Raw genomic sequence first — 13159 nt, 5'->3', positions numbered from 1 at the left:
ATTCATTTCCACGCCTGGAGACACGCACCATGTTCAGCCCCTTCACTCCCCTGCTCCATGCCCGTCACGTGATACTCACCGCACTGCTCGCGCTGTCATTCAGCCAAGCCACAAAGGCTGCCGAGCCACTTCAGCCGCTGCTTGTCGCCAATCAGAAGTCCGCGCTGAAGGTGCTGCTGGAGGTGTCCGGCGAGTTAAAGGACGTGCCCTACGAGATCAGGTTTTCCGAATTCCCCTCGGCGTCGCCATTAGGCGAAGCTCTGAACGCAGGGGCCGTGGACGTCGGCGCATTGGGCGACGCGCCTTATGTATTTGCGCTGGGCGCCGGTGCGGCGTTGAAAGTCATCAGCATTACTCACGTCAGTGGCCGCTACACGACTGCGCTGATTGTGCGCAACGACTCGTCGATCAAGTCGGTTGCCGACCTCAAGGGCAAGCGCATCGTCACCGGGCGCGGCTCCATCGGCCATTACCTGGCAATACGTGCGCTGAACGAAGCAGGCCTGAAGACCAGCGACGTGAGTTTCGTTTACCTCTTACCCAGCGAGTCGCGGCTGATCCTCGACAACGGCGACGCCGATGCCTGGGCCACCTGGGCGCCCTACACCACCGTCGCCACGCAGAACGGCGCGCGCATCCTGCCCAACGGGCCGGACCTGCTGACCAACCATTCCTACCTCGCCGCGACCCGCTCAGCCATCGCCGACAAGCGCGTGCAACTGGACGACTTCGTGGTGCGCCTCGACCGCGCCTACCGCTGGGCCAACACCCACCCTGCCGAATACGCCGCCGCCCAGACCAAGGTCACCGGCCTGCCATTGGCCGTGCATCTGGCGGTCAACCAGGACACCAAAATGGAACGCGTGAGCATTGATGACGGCGTCATCAAGGGCCTGCAGAACACGGCGGACATTTATCAGCGCGAAGGCATCCTCAACAAGCACGTCGACGTGTCCCACGGTTTCGACCCGGATTTCAATGCCATACGCCTCGCTGCCGAGCAAGCCGCCAACCAGAACGATCCCCAGGCTGCGCGCTGAAGGAGCGAATTAATCTGGAAATTTGCGGAATGCGCAGGAGAAGATCGATTTGAGGCGGGCATGTGCGGTAAATGCCGCACACACAAAAACGCCGCTCTGTTGAGCGGCGTTTTTGAGAATTTGGAGCGGGAAACGAGACTCGAACTCGCGACCCCGACCTTGGCAAGGTCGTGCTCTACCAACTGAGCTATTCCCGCAAATGGCGTCCCCTAGGGGACTCGAACCCCTGTTACCGCCGTGAAAGGGCGGTGTCCTAGGCCACTAGACGAAGGGGACACAGCCTGGAAACACCATGGTGTTGTGTTCCAGTTCCAGAAACACATCCGAAGACGCTTTCTGGTTTCACTCAACTTCGCCCGAAAGCAAAGCTGCTTAAAAATGGAGCGGGAAACGAGACTCGAACTCGCGACCCCGACCTTGGCAAGGTCGTGCTCTACCAACTGAGCTATTCCCGCAATGGCGTCCCCTAGGGGACTCGAACCCCTGTTACCGCCGTGAAAGGGCGGTGTCCTAGGCCACTAGACGAAGGGGACACGCTACAACATTCACTCCCTGCTACGCTCTGCTGTGTGCTTTACGCTGCAAGTGGCGCGCATTCTATGGATGGATATAGGGGTCGTCAACCCCTCAGTGAAAATATATTCAAATCAATGACTTCGCCCTCTATTTAGGCAAAGGACGGCCGATACACACGTGTCAGCCACCGTAGGCAATATCAGGCGGAGTGACAGGACCACCTTCCCGCGATAGTGGATAGCCACTACACTCGCGCAAATTACTTGATTGAGGCTTGTGCGGTGACACCACTCATTATCACTCTGTTCGTCGTAGCAGGTATCGTGCTCCTCATAGCCTTCGGCTACCTGAACCATGTCGCAGAGGGCAAGAAGGTCGAGCGCGCGCGAAGCCTGGTCGAGCTCAATGACCGGCTGCGCCGCTGCAGCGAGCTGTCGGAAACCTTCCCGGGCCAGCTGATGACGCCGGCGCTCAAGCTGCTGCTCGTTCGCCTGGAGCTGAACGTGCTCAAGCGTCTGCTCGCGCTGGAAAAAAAGAACAACCCGAACCTTCAGGAACGCCAGACCGAGCTCGAAGCGCTGGTGGCCCAGGGCGACGCGATTACGGTCAGCAATCCGGCCAGCCCGATCCAGACCGAGGCCAAGGCCAAGGACGTGCGTTTTCTATTAGAAGCCATGCACGGCCAGGTGACGCGGGCGGCCCACGACGGTTTCCTGCAAACGGCTGAAGCCAAGCACTGGATTCGCGAGATCCGCAACTTGCTGGTACTGCTGCACATCGAGTTCTTTAACAACCTGGGCCAGCACGCGATGAGTCAGGAGCAGCCTGGTCAGGCGCGTCTGGCATTCGAACGTGGCGTGCAGTACTTGAAAAACCAGCCGGAACCCGCGCCGTGGAAGGCCCACTTGCAGGCTATGGAGCGGCAACTGGCCAAGTCCAACTCAATGGTGCTGGACACCATCGCACCGACCGAAGACGACAACAACGAGCTGACCGAAGGCTTGAAGGTCGTCGACGCAGATGCCGAGTGGAAAAAGAAAGCCATCTACGACTGATGGCTCATGCCTGACGCACCGTGCGGCACGGTGCGTCAGGCGTCAGGACTTCACGTCAGCAATCGGTCGATTTCAAGAAGATCGCCGCCAGCCTTTCAATCCCCGCCTGATCCTCCTCGCTGAAGCGCCCGACACTCGGGCTGTCCAGATCCAGAACGCCAATCAGCCGCCCGTCCTTTATCAGAGGCACCACCACCTCGCTGTTTGACGCACTGTCACAGGCGATGTGTCCCGGAAACTCATGGACATCGTGCACGCGCTGGGTTTCGCGGCTTTGTGCCGCCGTGCCGCACACGCCCTTGCCGAACGGGATGCGCACGCAGGCGATCTGGCCCTGGAACGGCCCCAGCACCAGCTCTTCATTGCGGTTGAGGTAAAAGCCTGCCCAGTTCAGGTCATCGAGCTGGGTATAAAGGAAGGCCGAAAACTGCGCAGCATTGGCGATGAAGTCGCGCTCGTCCGCCAGCAGGGATTCCAGTTGTGCAGCCAGCAGACGGTAGCCATCAAGGCCCTCCCCTGCGGAATTCAAATCGATCATGCGTCTTGCTCCAGCATTTTCAAACCAACCCAATAACGGGCGAACTGATACGCGCAACGACCGTTGCGGTTGCCACGGCCGGTTGCCCAGCGCACGGCGTGGATCTCCAGCGCTTCATCACGCTGCCATTGCAGGCCGGCCTTGGTCGCCAGCTCGCCGATCCAGTGCTCCACCACATCCAGAAAATGCTCCTGGGTGAAGGGATAGAACGACAGCCAGAGGCCGAAGCGGTCCGACAGCGCAATTTTGTCCTCAACGGCTTCGCTCGGGTGGATCTCGCCGTCGTCACCACGCTGCCAGTGAGCGTTGTCGCTCTCCTTCTCCGGCACCAGATGACGGCGATTGGACGTGGCGTACAGCAGGACGTTGTCCGGCGCCTGTTCCAGCGAACCGTCGAGCACGCTTTTGAGCACCCGGTAGTCGCCTTCGCCGGATTCGAACGAGAGGTCATCGCAGAACAGCACAAAGCGCTGGGGCAATTTCTGCAGTTGCTCGACCACACGCGGCAGATCGCCCAGATGATCACGCTCGATCTCGATGAGGCGCAGGCCAGATTTAGCGTGCTCGGCCAGCAGCGCGCGCACCAGCGACGACTTGCCCGTGCCACGGGATCCCCAGAGCAGCGCATGGTTGGCGGGCAGGCCATCGATGAACTGCTGGGTATTGCGGCCCAATTGCTCACGCTGGCGGTCAACGCCGATGAGGTCGGACAGGCGCATGTCCAGAGTGACCTCCAGGGGCATCAGGTAACCGCCGCGGCCTTCGTGCACCCAGCGCGCGGCCAGCGTCGCCTCCCAGTCCACGGGCTGGCGCACGGCAGGCAACAGAGGTTCGAGGCGCGCCAGTACCGACTCGGCGCGTTCCAGAAATGCGTTCAATCGAGAATCCACGGTTTCTCCTTGATTTAACGGGTTAACGCCCGGCCGCGATCAGCTATGCTTGCCACGCGACGGACACAAGAAGTGACAGTGCCTTTTATGGATATAGCGATCACCCACCGGCTGTCATTCAAACAGGCCCGTTTGACTGTGCTGATCGGCTTTGTATTGGGCACGCTGCTCAGTCTGTTTCAAATTGCGCTCGATTATGCCAGCGAAGACGCGTCCATCGATCGTGAAATTCGCTCCTTGCTGCAAATCAGTCACAACCCCGCCTCGCGTATCGCTTACAACCTCGACGCTGAACTGGCGCAAGAACTGACCCTCGGCCTGCTGCACTCCCCGGCCGTGGTGGGCGCGCGGCTGACCGATAACAACAACGTCCAGCTCGCTGCCGTATCTCGGCCGTTGGCGAAGAGCGCTTACCGGATGGTCAGTGATTTCCTGTTCGGCGGGAATCGGCAGTTCGAAGACGTCCTGCACCTGGACCACATGCCCAATGAGTCCATCGGCACCTTGCACCTGGACGTCGATACCTTCGCTTTCGGCAGTCATTTCCTGCAGCGGGCCGTGATCACCCTGGTCAACGGCTTCGTGCGCAGCCTCGTGCTGGCCGGCCTGCTGCTGGCGCTGTTCTACTTGACCCTGACCAAACCGCTGACGGGGATGATCCGTGCGCTGTCGGAACGTGACCCGCGCAGCCCCGTTCAACCGCCGGTGCCCTGCCCGCCCGGCCACGAAAATGACGAAATCGGCGTGTTGGTGGCGGTCACCAATCGTCAGTTCGAGAGCGTCGCCAGTGAGTTCGCGCAGCGGCGGGAGGCGGAAAACCGGCTCACTGACCACCTCAACGAGCTGGAAGACATCGTTTCCGCACGCACCAATCAGCTCGAAGCCAGCAACGCCCGGCTCAGCCAGTCCAATGAAGAACTGCAGATCGCGCGCAGCACAGCGCTGGACATGGCCCACGCGCGCTCTGCGTTTCTGGCCCACATGAGCCATGAAATCCGCACGCCGCTCAACGGTTTGCTGGGCATGCTGGCGTTGTCCCTCGATGGCCCGCTCAGCGCAGAACAGCGCCAGCAGCTGTCCATTGCCCACGACTCGGGCAAGGTGCTGGTCGAACTGCTGAATGACATTCTCGACCTGTCGAAATTCGACGCCGGCCAGGTTGAGCTTGAGCGCATTCCGTTCGATCTGGCCGCGCTGATCGAAGACACCGCCAGCCTGCTGTCGCAAAACGCGGCGCCGAATGTCGAGCTGACCTGCCTGATTGACCCGCGCTTTCCGGCGTCGGTACTGGGTGACCCGACGCGGGTGCGGCAGATCGTCAGTAACCTGCTCTCGAACGCGCTCAAGTTCACCCGCGCCGGGCGCGTGGATGTACGCCTTAGCCAGCAGGGCGACCATGTGCGCATCGAGGTGTGTGACACGGGGATCGGCATCGCCCAGGACGCCCAGGCCAAGATCTTCCAGCCGTTCACTCAAGCCGAAGCCGCGATCACCCGGCAGTACGGCGGAACCGGCCTGGGCCTGACCCTGACCCACAACCTGACCGATGCCATGAACGGGCAATTGAGTATCGAGTCTGCCTTAGGCGTCGGCAGCCGCTTTCGCGTGGACCTGCCGCTGCCGGCAAACACCCCGGCGCTGAAATGGCCGCTGCTCAAAGGCAAAGTCCTGGTGGCCAGTGACGCGACCAGCGGGTTGCTGGAAATGCTCAGCCGACTGCTACCTGAATGGGGCGTGACCTGTCAGCCGCTGGCAGAAGACGCACCACCCGATGCCGACGCAGACCTGCTGATCACTGATTGTCCGGAGTGCCTGGTGGCCATACGTGAGGCAAGTACGGTGCCGGTGTTGCTGGTGACGGCGTACGGCAACTTCATGCCCGGCGAGCAGGTTGCGGCCCTGGCGCCGCTGCAGCAACAGGCGCGGCCACTTCCACGCAATGTGTTACATCAGAGCCTGGCGCGCATTCTGGACGCCGATGGTCAGGCAGGTATCAGCCAGGACCAGGGCGACCCTTCCCCCACCCATCGGGCGCGTATTCTGCTGGTGGAGGACAACCCGGTTAATCAGCTGGTGGCGAAAGGCATGCTTGGCAAGCTCGGCTGCGAGGTGGTCGTCAGCAGCAATGGCGCCGAGGCGCTGCAGCAGCTTGAGCAGGATCACTTCGATCTGGTGCTGATGGACTGCAACATGCCCGTGATGAACGGCTATGACGCTACGCGACGAATCCGGGAGAGCGATCGCTGGTCAGATCTGCCGATCATCGCGCTGACGGCCAACGCGATGCCTGAAGAGCGGGAGCACTGCAAAGTTGCAGGCATGAGCGACTACCTGGCCAAGCCATTTCGTCGCGAAGAATTGATGGCGTTGCTGGATCAGTGGATCCCCGTAGAGCAGCCGCATTAAAAACGGCTTCAATCAACCGGCCGCTTGTTCTTTCAACAACGCTTCGATGTCGGCCTTGATGTCTTCCGGCTTGGTCAATGGCGCGTAACGCTTGACCAGCTTGCCGTCGCGGCCCACCAGGAACTTGGTGAAATTCCACTTGATGCCTTCGGAACCGAGCAACCCCGGCGCGCGCTTCTTGAGCTGCACGAACAGCGGGTGGGCATGGCTGCCGTTGACGTCGATCTTCTTGAACAGCGGAAAGCTCACCCCGTAGTTCAACTCGCAAAAGTCGGAAATCGCGCCTTCATTGCCGGGCTCCTGCTTGCCGAACTGGTTGCACGGAAAGCCCAGCACCACCAGCCCGCGATCCTTGTAGCCCTGCCACAATTCCTCAAGGCCCTTGTATTGCGGCGTGAAACCGCACTTGCTGGCGGTGTTCACCACCAGTACCGCCTTGCCGCCGAAATCAGCCAGGGTCTTTTGTTCGCCCTTGATCGTTTGCACCGGAATGTTAAGCAGTTCGTCGCTCATGGCGATGCCTCGAAAGTGGTAAACAGCCAAGCTAGCGCGCCATTGCCTGGCGCGCTATCCCATTGTTGCCGGTGATAGACCTGCATCAGGCGTTGCGCGGTACCAGGTCCAGGCACACGGAGTTGATGCAGTAACGCAGACCGGTAGGTGGCGGACCATCCGGAAACACGTGACCGAGGTGAGCATCGCATTGGCTGCAGACCACTTCGGTGCGAATCATGCCGTGACTGACGTCGCGCACTTCGACCACTGCGCTGCCTTCCAGTGGCGCGTAGAAGCTCGGCCAGCCGCAGCCCGAATCGAACTTGGTGGTTGAATCGAACAAGGGCTCGTTGCAGCAGATGCAGTGGTAAACGCCGTCGGTTTTGGTCTCGTTGTATTTGCCGCTGAATGGACGCTCCGTGCCCTTCAGCCGGCAGACGTTGTACTGCTCCGGATCGAGCATCGCTTTCCATTCTTCAAGGGTTTTATCCAGCTTAGCCACGGGTAGACCTCCGTAAATGAAAAAGCCCGATCTGTGTCTTTTCCACGGATCGGGTGGCACGTATGATTGCGCCTTCGTTGGACGCCAGTCTGTCACCCGCGTTTCTCGCGTACAAACCCATTTTGATGGCGTCATGCTCAGCGGTCCGCGCTTCTTCATACAGCGGGCCGTCTCTTTTCGGGACCAATCACCATGCAGTTCAGCAAATCGAACAAGCTCGCCAACGTCTGCTACGACATTCGCGGGCCGGTGCTCAAGCACGCCAAGCGCCTGGAAGAGGAAGGCCATCGCATCCTCAAGCTCAACATCGGCAACCCGGCGCCGTTTGGTTTCGAGGCGCCGGACGAAATTCTGCAGGATGTTATCCGCAACCTGCCCATGGCCCAGGGCTACAGCGATTCCAAAGGCCTGTTCAGCGCGCGCAAGGCGGTGATGCAGTACTACCAGCAAAAGCAGGTCGAAGGTGTCGGCATCGAAGACATCTACCTGGGCAACGGCGTCTCGGAACTGATCGTGATGTCGATGCAGGCCCTGCTCAACAACGGCGACGAAGTGCTGGTGCCGGCACCGGACTACCCGCTGTGGACCGCCGCCGTGGCGTTGTCGGGCGGCAACCCGGTGCATTATTTGTGCGACGAGCAGGCCAACTGGTGGCCTGATCTGGAGGACATGAAGGCCAAGATCACGCCGAACACCAAAGCGATGGTGATCATCAATCCGAACAACCCGACCGGCGCGGTGTATTCCCGTGAAGTGTTGCTGGGTATGCTGGAGATTGCCCGTCAGCACAATCTGGTGGTGTTCTCAGACGAAATCTACGACAAGATTCTCTACGACGACGCCGTGCACATCTGCACTGCCTCGCTGGCACCGGACCTGCTGTGCCTGACCTTCAACGGGCTGTCCAAGTCCTACCGCGTGGCCGGGTTCCGTTCAGGCTGGATCGCGATTTCCGGGCCCAAGCACAACGCGGTCAGCTATATCGAAGGCATCGACATCCTGGCAAACATGCGCCTGTGCGCCAACGTGCCGAGCCAGCACGCGATCCAGACCGCGCTGGGCGGTTATCAGAGCATCAATGACCTGATCCTGCCGCCGGGCCGTCTGCTGGAGCAACGCAACCGGACCTGGGAATTGCTCAACGACATTCCGGGTGTCAGCTGCGTGAAGCCGATGGGCGCGCTGTACGCCTTCCCGCGCATCGACCCGAAAGTCTGCCCGATCCACAACGACGAGAAGTTCGCGCTGGACCTGCTGCTGTCGGAAAAGCTGCTGATCGTTCAGGGCACAGCGTTCAACTGGCCGTGGCCGGACCACTTCCGCGTGGTGACGCTGCCGCGTGTGGATGATCTGGAACAGGCCATTGGCCGGATCGGCAATTTCCTGAAGACTTACAAGCAGTAATGCTGCCTGCTGTAGGAGCCGGTCTGGTGGCGAACGGGGTTGATCAGTGACGACGATGTCGCCTGACACACCGGGGTTCGCCAGCAAGCCGGCTCCTCCGGTTTCGAGCCCCATGGCTTTGCCCCTGACCTCTCGCTGAGGGCCTTTATTGCCGTGCCGTCGCCAGACGACACAGTTTGAAATGATCCCCCAGTTGAATACGCCCTGACATCACCTTATATACCCCCGCAGTACGTTACATATTCTTCCCGAGGAGAAACTCTTAACCATGATGCGCATTTTGCTGTTTTTGGCCACTAACCTTGCGGTCGTGCTGATTGCCAGCATCACCCTGAGCCTTTTTGGCTTCAACGGGTTCATGGCGGCCAACGGGGTTGATCTGAACCTCAATCAGCTGCTGATCTTCTGCGCTGTGTTCGGTTTCGCCGGTTCGCTGTTCTCGCTGCTCATCTCCAAGTGGATGGCGAAGATGAGCACGGGCACCGAGATCATTACCCAACCCCGCACCCGTCATGAACAATGGCTGCTGCAGACCGTAGAACAACTGTCCCGCGATGCGGGCATCAAGATGCCAGAGGTGGGTATTTTCCCTGCCTACGAGGCCAACGCCTTTGCCACCGGCTGGAACAAGAACGACGCATTGGTCGCGGTGAGTCAGGGCCTGCTGGAGCGTTTTTCGCCCGATGAAGTGAAAGCAGTGCTGGCTCACGAGATCGGTCACGTTGCCAACGGCGACATGGTGACGCTGGCGCTGGTACAGGGCGTGGTCAACACCTTCGTCATGTTCTTTGCGCGAATCATCGGCAACTTCGTCGACAAGGTGATCTTCAAGAACGAAGAAGGCCGTGGCATCGCGTTCTACATCGCGACCATCTTCGCCGAAATCGTGTTGGGCTTCCTCGCCAGCGCCATCGTCATGTGGTTCTCGCGCAAGCGTGAATACCGCGCCGACGACGCCGGTGCCCGCCTGGCCGGTACGGGCGCGATGATCAGCGCTCTGCAACGTCTGCGCTCGGAGCAAGGCGTTCCGGTGCAAATGCCTGAAAGCATGACGGCGTTCGGTATCAACGGTGGTTTGAAGCACGGCCTGGCCAGGCTGTTCATGAGCCACCCGCCGCTGGAAGAGCGCATCGAGGCGCTTCGTCGTCGCGGTTGATTGCGTAGAGGGTGCAACGAGAAAGGGCGACGTGAAGTCGCCCTTTTCTTTTGTACTCATTTATTTACGCTGCCCTACCGCCGATACATCCGGTAGGCATATTCCATCAGGGATGTCGCACCCGCCTGCCTGAACTTCACGCCCTGCTCCAGCACGTCCAGATCAGCGACGCGTTTGACCCGCCAATCCGGCGACAGCAACTGCAGCACCTCGTCCTCATCCACCGAGAACGGCGGGCCGGCGATCAGCGACTGATCGTAATCCAGCGTCACCAGCAAGCCGCAGGCGTCTCTCGATAACAAGTGATTCAGCTGTTTGACGTAACGCCAGCGCAAGTCCGGCGGCAGCGCGATCAGGGCGGCTCGGTCGTAGAACGCGGTGCAGTCGCCCACGTCTTCGGGCTTGAGGGCAAAGAAGTCGCCGCACCAGATCTCGCAGCCCTGCGCACGGTAGACCTTGAGCGCGCCACGCTCCTCGATCGTGGCCTGCAAGCCGTTCTCGCTGAAGAATCCGGCTACCGCTATTTCAGACAATTCCGCGCCCACCACGTGAAAACCCTGGTTGAGCAGCCAGATCATGTCGATGCTTTTTCCGCACAACGGCACCAGCACGCGCTCCCCCGGCATGGCGGTGAGTTCTGGCCACAGGCGCAACAAGTGCGAATTCACTGACGCCTGATTGAAACCGATCTGATTGATCGCCCAGCGCTCATGCCAAAACCCCGGCTCCATAGACACTCCTGATATCCCGATCAAAGCGGACGAAAACTTATATTGGATTTAGATGGATATACTGCCCGATCATGCCCCTCACCTTATACGCTCAGGACACTGCAAATGCTGCCTAGCCTGTTCATTTCCCACGGCTCGCCCATGCTTGCGCTCGAACCGGGCGAGAGCGGGCCGGCGCTCGCACGCCTCGCCTCCGCCCTGCCGCGCCCTAAAGCCATCGTGATTGTCTCGGCGCATTGGGAAAGCAATGAGCTGCTGGTCAACGGCAATCCTCAGCCAGAAACCTGGCATGACTTTGGCGGCTTTCCGGCCGAGCTTTTCGCCGTGCAGTACCCGGCCCCCGGCAGGCCGGAGCTGACGCACCGCGTGCTGGAGTTGCTGGCGGAGGCTGACCTACCGGCGCGCATGAATACCGAACGGCCGTTCGACCATGGCGTGTGGGTGCCGCTGTCGTTGATGTACCCGCAGGCCGACATTCCCATCGTGCAGGTCTCGCTGCCTACACGCATGGGCCCTGCCCTGCAGACGAAGGTCGGGCAGGCGCTGAATCAGCTGCGTGGGGAGAACGTCTTGCTGATCGGTTCGGGGAGCATCACCCATAACTTGCGAGAGCTGGACTGGCAGGCGGGACCTGAAAGCATCACTCCGTGGGCCCTGGGGTTCCGCGACTGGATGGTGGAAAAGCTGGCGGCTGACGATCTGGCAGCGCTGCATGATTATCGAAACCAGGCACCGCAAGCAGCGCGCAACCACCCGACGGATGAACACCTGCTGCCCCTGTATTTCGCACGGGCAGCGGGCGGACAGTTCAGCATCGAGCACCAGGGTTTCACCATGGGTGCTTTGGGAATGGACATCTATCGGTTTGGTTGAGGGGATGGATACAGCACTGTAGGACCGGCTTTAGCCGGGAACCGGCCAGGTCAGGCGCCATCGATTATGGGGCGTGAGATCTGACGCTTTCCCGGCTAAAGCCGGTCCTACTGACATCAAAAGCCTGTCGGCGGCGTGCCAGATAAGCACCACGCGTCTATCTGTTCAAGTTCAGACGGCAGCTCCAGCCCAGACGACGCGGACTAATGTGGGACCGGCTTTAGCCGGGAATAGGCCAGTCCGGGCGACATCGATTTTGCGGTGTGGCACCTGACGCTTTCCCGGCTGAAGCAGGTCCCACTGACATCAAAAGCCTGTCGGCACAGCAACATCCCGAAACCGCCCTAACGTTGACCACTCGTCGGACCGCCTGCAACCTGCGCCGTCTTAAATTGGCGGACATCAGGAAGGTCATGTTCAAGGACGACAAAAAAGATCCCTTTGAAGAAAACTCGATTTTTAAAGGGCTTCCCAACGGAGGCGCGTCGTGGGTAGCGTGGAATCCGCCGCCCGAGCCCATGCGGGTACCCACGCCGATGCCAGAGCGATGGCCCGAGCCGAAGGAGCGTACCGACAAGGTCTTCGCCAAATCCTGTACCGCGGAATGGTGCAGCACCGACGCCGGTACCACCGTAGAACCCGCCTCCAACTTCGGCGCGATCATGATGGCGGGCGCCATGCTGCTGCCTTCCGCCTCCGACGCCATTGCAGCGGCTCTGGGCGCAGACATGGGATTGGGCCGCATGGCCGGCGGCGGCATCATGCAACGCAGCCATACCTGGCTGCTTCGCGGAGCAGGCGGACCGGCGAGTCTGTTCATCTTGGGCATGCTCCCGGCAAAGATGGGCGACGGCGCGCTCTACACCGATGACGAATTACGCAACCTGACCCAGGCGACAACACGGGTGCGCTTTCAGCTGCGTCGTGATCCCGAAGGCGAGTTGCAGATCTACGGCATTCACTCCAAGGCATCGGGCGATGACTCGGTACGCACCGTGCAAGCCCGCTGGAATGCCGACAAAAGCGCGATGGAAGCCCATCTCAACGGCGTCACCATTCTCATGACGCCCCGCCGAGGTCGATATGGGACGCTGGAGCCGCTGGTCTACCCTGAAAACAGCGACGCCCGTTTAGGCACCATCCTTGTCCATCCGATCCCGGAGGACACCGACAGCCAGCTCGAAGGCCTCCCCGGCGACGACATCACCTCAGAAGACCGCATCCTGGTCTTCCCCGCTGACTCGGGCCTGAGGTCGATGTATGTGGTGTATGCGCGGCCGTTTAATGGGGATCACGAGTATCATCCGCCACCCGCTGGACTTGAAGCCTTCCCAGATGCAGTGAAAGTGACCGGTAAAACAAAGGTCCAAGGTGGAGGTGGTCTTCGCAAACGCTGGAAAGATGGCAAGGCCCGTATATTGGAATGGGACAGCCAACATGGAGCGGTTGAGATTTACGATAAACAAGGTAAGCACTTGGGTGAGTTCGACGCCGTCACTGGCGAGCAAACCAAACCAGCACAGCCCGGCCGCAAAGTAGAAAAATAGGAGTTA

General features: G+C 60.3%; 12 protein-coding genes and 4 tRNA genes. 7 read left to right on the top strand and 9 right to left on the bottom strand.

Annotated elements, in window-relative coordinates; translation table 11 throughout:
* Positions 1–29 precede the first annotated feature (29 nt).
* Entirely contained in the window at positions 30–1040 is a 1011-nt protein-coding gene (locus tag EC919_RS22055) for an ABC transporter substrate-binding protein (protein ID WP_133776438.1), read from the top strand.
* Positions 1041–1161: 121 nt separating this feature from the next.
* Here EC919_RS22055 and EC919_RS22050 read toward each other — a convergent pair.
* The 4 genes from EC919_RS22050 to EC919_RS22035 all read right to left on the bottom strand — a co-directional run bounded on the left by EC919_RS22050 (position 1162) and on the right by EC919_RS22035 (position 1573).
* A tRNA-Gly gene (locus tag EC919_RS22050) sits at positions 1162–1237 on the bottom strand.
* 3 nt (positions 1238–1240) lie between these two features.
* Positions 1241–1316 (bottom strand) — tRNA-Glu (locus EC919_RS22045).
* Positions 1317–1419: 103 nt separating this feature from the next.
* Positions 1420–1495: transfer RNA gene (locus EC919_RS22040), tRNA-Gly, on the bottom strand.
* Between the two features lie 2 nt (positions 1496–1497).
* Positions 1498–1573 (bottom strand) — tRNA-Glu (locus EC919_RS22035).
* A gap of 264 nt (positions 1574–1837) precedes the next feature.
* On the opposite strand from EC919_RS22035, the gene EC919_RS22030 reads away from it, so the two are divergent.
* Positions 1838–2611 carry a hypothetical protein gene (locus EC919_RS22030; protein WP_133776437.1) on the top strand — a complete coding sequence of 258 codons (774 nt, stop codon included), beginning with the start codon at positions 1838–1840 and terminating at the stop codon, positions 2609–2611.
* Positions 2612–2666: 55 nt separating this feature from the next.
* Here EC919_RS22030 and EC919_RS22025 read toward each other — a convergent pair whose 3' ends face one another.
* Both EC919_RS22025 and EC919_RS22020 read right to left on the bottom strand, forming a co-directional pair.
* Complete coding sequence (locus EC919_RS22025) at positions 2667–3149, bottom strand: GAF domain-containing protein (protein ID WP_133776436.1); 483 nt, start codon at positions 3147–3149, stop codon at positions 2667–2669.
* On the bottom strand, positions 3146–4039 hold the full coding sequence (locus tag EC919_RS22020) for an ATP-binding protein (protein WP_133776435.1): 894 nt from the start codon (positions 4037–4039) through the stop codon (positions 3146–3148). Before EC919_RS22020 ends, EC919_RS22025 begins: the two co-directional genes overlap by 4 nt.
* 87 nt (positions 4040–4126) lie before the next feature.
* On the opposite strand from EC919_RS22020, the gene EC919_RS22015 reads away from it, so the two are divergent.
* Positions 4127–6445 carry a hybrid sensor histidine kinase/response regulator gene (locus tag EC919_RS22015; RefSeq protein ID WP_133776434.1) on the top strand — a complete coding sequence of 773 codons (2319 nt, stop codon included), beginning with the start codon at positions 4127–4129 and terminating at the stop codon, positions 6443–6445.
* Between the two features lie 12 nt (positions 6446–6457).
* Here EC919_RS22015 and EC919_RS22010 read toward each other — a convergent pair whose 3' ends face one another.
* Both EC919_RS22010 and msrB read right to left on the bottom strand, forming a co-directional pair.
* Positions 6458–6958 (bottom strand): glutathione peroxidase, encoded by a 501-nt coding sequence (locus EC919_RS22010; protein ID WP_133776433.1) that lies wholly within the window; start codon positions 6956–6958, stop codon positions 6458–6460.
* 85 nt (positions 6959–7043) lie between these two features.
* A complete protein-coding gene (gene msrB / locus EC919_RS22005) occupies positions 7044–7442 on the bottom strand; it encodes a peptide-methionine (R)-S-oxide reductase MsrB (protein WP_074888232.1) in 399 nt (132 codons plus the stop codon).
* A 192-nt stretch (positions 7443–7634) separates the two neighbouring features.
* Between msrB and EC919_RS22000 the strand changes: the two genes are divergently transcribed.
* Positions 7635–8846 carry a pyridoxal phosphate-dependent aminotransferase gene (locus EC919_RS22000; RefSeq protein WP_065993069.1) on the top strand — a complete coding sequence of 404 codons (1212 nt, stop codon included), beginning with the start codon at positions 7635–7637 and terminating at the stop codon, positions 8844–8846.
* Positions 8847–9114: 268 nt separating this feature from the next.
* Positions 9115–10002, top strand: coding sequence for a protease HtpX (htpX, locus tag EC919_RS21995; RefSeq protein ID WP_133776432.1), 888 nt, complete (start codon positions 9115–9117; stop codon positions 10000–10002).
* A 74-nt stretch (positions 10003–10076) separates the two neighbouring features.
* Here the strand turns inward: htpX and EC919_RS21990 are convergent, their stop codons facing one another.
* Positions 10077–10733 (bottom strand): thiopurine S-methyltransferase, encoded by a 657-nt coding sequence (locus tag EC919_RS21990; RefSeq protein ID WP_133776431.1) that lies wholly within the window; start codon positions 10731–10733, stop codon positions 10077–10079.
* A gap of 105 nt (positions 10734–10838) precedes the next feature.
* Here EC919_RS21990 and EC919_RS21985 point away from each other — a divergent pair, with 105 nt between their 5' ends.
* Together EC919_RS21985 and EC919_RS21980 are read left to right on the top strand one after the other, a co-directional pair.
* On the top strand, positions 10839–11606 hold the full coding sequence (locus tag EC919_RS21985) for a DODA-type extradiol aromatic ring-opening family dioxygenase (RefSeq protein WP_133776430.1): 768 nt from the start codon (positions 10839–10841) through the stop codon (positions 11604–11606).
* 413 nt (positions 11607–12019) lie between these two features.
* Positions 12020–13153 carry a colicin E3/pyocin S6 family cytotoxin gene (locus tag EC919_RS21980; protein WP_133776429.1) on the top strand — a complete coding sequence of 378 codons (1134 nt, stop codon included), beginning with the start codon at positions 12020–12022 and terminating at the stop codon, positions 13151–13153.
* Positions 13154–13159: the final 6 nt, after the last annotated feature.

Origin of the sequence: Pseudomonas graminis, assembly GCF_004364335.1 — a bacterium.
In the GTDB taxonomy this organism is placed as follows: Bacteria; Pseudomonadota; Gammaproteobacteria; order Pseudomonadales; family Pseudomonadaceae; genus Aquipseudomonas; species Aquipseudomonas graminis_D.
Note: the sequence above shows the minus strand (reverse complement) of the source record. Positions and strands in the feature narration are given on the sequence as shown.